Source organism: Wolbachia endosymbiont of Drosophila leontia, assembly GCF_028981785.1.
Taxonomy (GTDB): Bacteria; Pseudomonadota; Alphaproteobacteria; order Rickettsiales; family Anaplasmataceae; genus Wolbachia; species Wolbachia pipientis.
Window position 1 is genome coordinate 4,003 of sequence record NZ_JAPQLK010000138.1, and the last position, 4,549, is coordinate 8,551.

3 protein-coding genes are annotated in these 4,549 nt (G+C 35.5%); all 3 read right to left on the reverse strand.

Features of this window, described 5'->3' with window-relative positions; all coding sequences use genetic code 11:
• Positions 1 to 37: 37 nt before the first annotated feature.
• Genes OZD63_RS05055 through htpG form a run of 3 tightly spaced genes read right to left on the reverse strand, consistent with a single transcriptional unit; the run spans position 38 to position 3,806 of the window.
• Entirely contained in the window at positions 38 to 1,654 is a 1,617-nt protein-coding gene (locus OZD63_RS05055; RefSeq protein ID WP_458695133.1) for a host RNA manipulator TomO, read from the reverse strand.
• 14 nt (positions 1,655 to 1,668) lie between these two features.
• Positions 1,669 to 1,872 (reverse strand): hypothetical protein, encoded by a 204-nt coding sequence (locus OZD63_RS05060; protein ID WP_274979430.1) that lies wholly within the window; start codon positions 1,870 to 1,872, stop codon positions 1,669 to 1,671.
• A 38-nt stretch (positions 1,873 to 1,910) separates the two neighbouring features.
• A complete protein-coding gene (gene htpG, locus OZD63_RS05065) occupies positions 1,911 to 3,806 on the reverse strand; it encodes a molecular chaperone HtpG (RefSeq protein ID WP_274979432.1) in 1,896 nt (631 codons plus the stop codon).
• Positions 3,807 to 4,549: the final 743 nt, after the last annotated feature.

Here is a 4,549-nt window from a genome sequence, read left to right on the forward strand (position 1 = left end):
CTTGCAAATGATTGTCCTTTCCTTCATTTCTCTCCTATTACGAAGATTTTAAACAGGTTCTTAGATCAATATTCTTTTGACGTTTATTGTCTTTTGGATCTTTAGTGTATTCATCATACACTATGCAAGCAGTCTGAACTAATCCATTTACAATACCTGGAAGACGGCTGTTATATTCACGTAAAGCTTCAGATTGCAATAATTTGTTTTCCTTTTCCAGATCTTCTATGCGCTTTTCTATGCTAGATTTAAAAATCTTACACTCCTCTTGAAAAATTACGTTAATTGCACCCTCTTTTGTGTATAAGTAACATACTTCCTTGACTAAGGAGTAATCTTCTTGGCCTATTGAGTAGTGTGTTGCATTTTTCAGTATATTCTGTATGACCAGCCTAATCACTTGCTCATTATGTGATACGTTTTGATGGATTTCTTTAGTGTAAAAAAGCACCTCGACTATAACGTCTGTGTCTGTGTATTCAACATTAGACAATGCAATGAGGATTGATTCGTGTATGTTATCAAATTCGTTATTTTTAAATTTTTGATTGAGATAGCCGATAACATCATTGCTGCATTTAACACATTTTTCACACAAGTGCTCGATAAATGCAATATTACCAGCATCCAATGCAGTTTTCAGAATTAAATCATAAATTTCTTTTCTGCCACGAGCTCGTATGTTTTTCAGGATTTGTTGCCCTAGTATTGTAATAACTTTATCATCCGCAAATGCTTGTTCATATACATCGTAAATGGCATGATCTGCACTATTAGTGTATCGTTTGCACAGGTATTCAATGACAGATGTGTGTTCCTGGCTTATCGCAGTTTCTGATAAAGTAACAAAACTCTTTTTTAATAACTCTTCTGTTGAGGCTTTTTTAGTTAGCTTATTAATATATCTTTCAAATGCACCCAGCACTATCGTGATGAATTCTTCATTTTTGATCAGAGACGCTGTTTCAAGCACACCATACAAAGAATCAGGATTACTTGTTTTTAACACCTGTCCAAAATCTCTTAAAACGTATTCGACAAAAACTGCATTTAATAATTCTTGCTCTTTTCTTAATGCTATAACTGAGAAAAAACCAATCTTATTAGGTTCGACAAGTTGTATAGTTTGATCTTTTAATCTTCCACAAACTCCATCGGTACCATGGAATTTTTCTATAAAAGCTTCAATATATTTTTGACCACCAACAAGGAGAGGTAAAAGACTTAAATTTCCTTCAGCAAAAAGAAAATCCTGATATTGCTCTACTAGCTTGTCATTAGCTGCAATTGCCAATAGTACCAATTCTTTTACTGAATAATCATACTTGAAACCCTCTTGATCAAATTTATATTGTGATAGTACATTTGAATATATATGTTGATGGTTGCTTCCGTTTTGTAACTCCAAATCAAGTTGATTTGAACAGAAATCTTTGAGATTTTCATTATCCAGCGTAATAGACCTGCCTTCATAATCTTCAATATTTTGTACAACCTTGTCTAATTCTTCACAATTATCTTCTTGTATAGCTTGATTTAAGATATTTATAATCTCAGCAAAAGTTAAGTTTTTAGGAATGATACCATATGAATCTTCATCTTTTAACTCTACAGTAAACGACCTATCACAACCATCAGGAAAGTTTGCAAGTATTGCATTCTCTAAACTTAGATCTTCAGGGGTGTGCTACATGGAGTAGCTGGTATCTCTTGACTTTCGCTATCTAAAACTTCAAACTCTTCTTCAATACCTGAATCTTCAGAATCTGGTTTTTCAAAACCATGCCAACTTTTGACTAATCTTTCAGAATTTGATTGGCCCTGTGAAGTTGCATCTTGTGATACAAAGTCCCTAAAATTGGAACCAAACATGTTTTACCTCCTAACCAGCAGCTAAGCTAAGTATAGCATTAAACAGAAATCTTGCCAAGCAAATTATTCAGTCTCTTAGCAAAGCTGCTCGCGTCATCCATCTCTTCGCCTTCCACGATGCAAGCTTGGTAAAACAATAAGTGAACCATGTCCTCCGATGTTGGGTTTTCACCACTTTCAGCATAAGATTTCATTATACTCTTTATTACAGGATGCTTAGTGTTAATTTCAAGCACCTTTGGCGTGCGGTAATTTAGCTGCTTTTGTTCACGCAAAAAACGCTCCATGCGAAGATCCATAGCACCTTCATCAACCGCTAGGCATACGGGACTATCAGTCAATTTTTTGGAAATTTTTACGCTTTTTACTGAATCTCCAAGCACTGTAGTAAAATATTGCAATATAGTTTCCTCAGTTTTTTCTTCATTCGATTTGTTTTCTTCATTTTTCTTATCTTCTTCTGAAGAGAATTTTTCCAAATCAACATCAGCGCGAGTCACAGACTTAAACTTTTGATCTTTATATTCATGAATTACACTAGTCCAGAAATCATCCACTGGATCAACGAACAGAAGAACCTCCAGCCCTTTACTGACGAACCCCTCAAGTTGCGGACTGTTTTTCACTGAACCGAGGCTATTTCCGGTGAGATAATAGATATGTTCCTGCTCAGGCTTCATTCTGCTTATATAGTCATCAATGCTGACTAATTTCTCATCACCAGTACTATGAAATCTGCAAATTGAGAGTAGTGCTTCTCTCTCATCAGTTGGCATAGCTTCACAAAGACCTTCCTTTAAAACTGCACCAAAATTGGTCCAGAATTTTGTATATTCCTCTAAATTCTCTTTTGCTTTTTTACCGAGCTCTGATATCACACGCTTAGTGAGAGATTTTCTGATCTGCTCAACAACACGATTATTCTGCAGCGTTTCTCTGCTGATATTAAGAGGCAAGTCCGGTGAATCAACCACGCCTTTCAGAAAACGCAAGTATTGTGGTATAATCTGTACGTTATCTTCAGTGATAAATACTTTATTTACATATAACTTCACAGAGCAACGTCTATCTGGATGGAATAAATCAAAAGGTTTTATAGAAGGAACATAAAGCAAATTTGTATATTCTATTGCACCTTCATTTTTATTATGCAATATCATCCAGGGCTCCCCGCCAACGTGAGCAACACTGCGGAAAAAATCGTTGTGCTCCTCTTGAGTAACGTCATTTTTTGGCTTAGTCCAAATTGCAGCCTTACCGTTTAACTTTTCACTTTTTCCTTCTTCGTCTATAAATTCAACAGGAAAATTTATGTGATCAGAGTAAGTAGTGACAATATTTTCAACACGAAATTTATCTAAAAACTCGTTTTCTTCAGGATGCATAATGAGCGTAATTTTGGTTCCGCGAGGGACTTGATTATCTGACTTGCTGATTGAATATTCCCCATCTCCTTTGGATTGCCAGATCCAAGACTCCTCTTCTCCAGCTTTTCTCGATTCTACTATTACTTCTGATGCAACCATAAAGCTTGAGTAAAAACCAACACCAAACTTCCCAATCAGCTCCACAGTTTGGCTTGAATCCTTGCTATTCTTAATCGCATCCAAGAACTTCTGCGTACCAGAGCTTGCAATTGTACCAAGATTGTCTATTAAATCCTGTCTATTCATTCCAATGCCATTATCAGTGATATATAGCTCGTTCTTATCTTTATTGGAGCTGATAGTGATTTTTAATTCGTCACTCAAATCTAGCAAATTAGGGTTTAGTTGAGATTCATAGCGCAACTTATCACATGCATCTGATGCATTTGATATTAATTCACGCAGAAAAATGTCTTTATTGGTGTAAAGTGAATGAATCACTATATTCAGCACTTTCCCTACCTCAGCGTCAAATTTTAAATTTTCAGTTTCTTGTACATTATGCATTTTGAGCTCCATTATTTGCCTACCACCCTAATAGTTTAAGTATTGAATCACGATTTTTCAAGGTCACGTACACCAAAATTAATGTGGGTGTAGTTATTATGACACCCAATTTATGGGATCTCTTGCATAACAAACTTTTGGCAGCGCATTGGATGAAACGAAAAACTTCCTTGACACCCTTCGCCAGCCCCCTTATCATGAAACTGAAGCTATTTATTTATCTTCGCAATCTCTGCAGTGGATTAATGACAAAAAAACTTAATGTATTTGGCGTAAATCATGCTTAATTTTTTGCACTATGTGCACCTCATGTCTTTATCAAATTTCTAGCTACACAAGCTGAAATACGCTATTTAAAACATCAAAAAACGCCAACTTAAAAAATGGATAGTGAATAATTAGCTACCCTAGGGTTTCTTTACCTTTTTTTTCGCTCAGTAAATTTCTTAATGTTTATAATTTAGATTAGTTGCGGCTTAAAAGCAGCTGAATCGCGGTTATTAAGCGTTTAGAATAAAAAAACGCCATACTTGAAAGTATAATGTAAGTAATTAGCCAACCACGGGGCTTCTTTTGCCTTTTTTTTCATTTGGTAAATTTCTTAATATTCATAGCTAAACGACAACCGTTATTCCGCTGCTTGTTAGCTGATGAGATACCGCGAATGAATCGCGGGACTCCGCCAACAATATTGCAATAAACCTGAAACTTGAGAAGACTATTTCCCGAAAGCTTCTACAAAA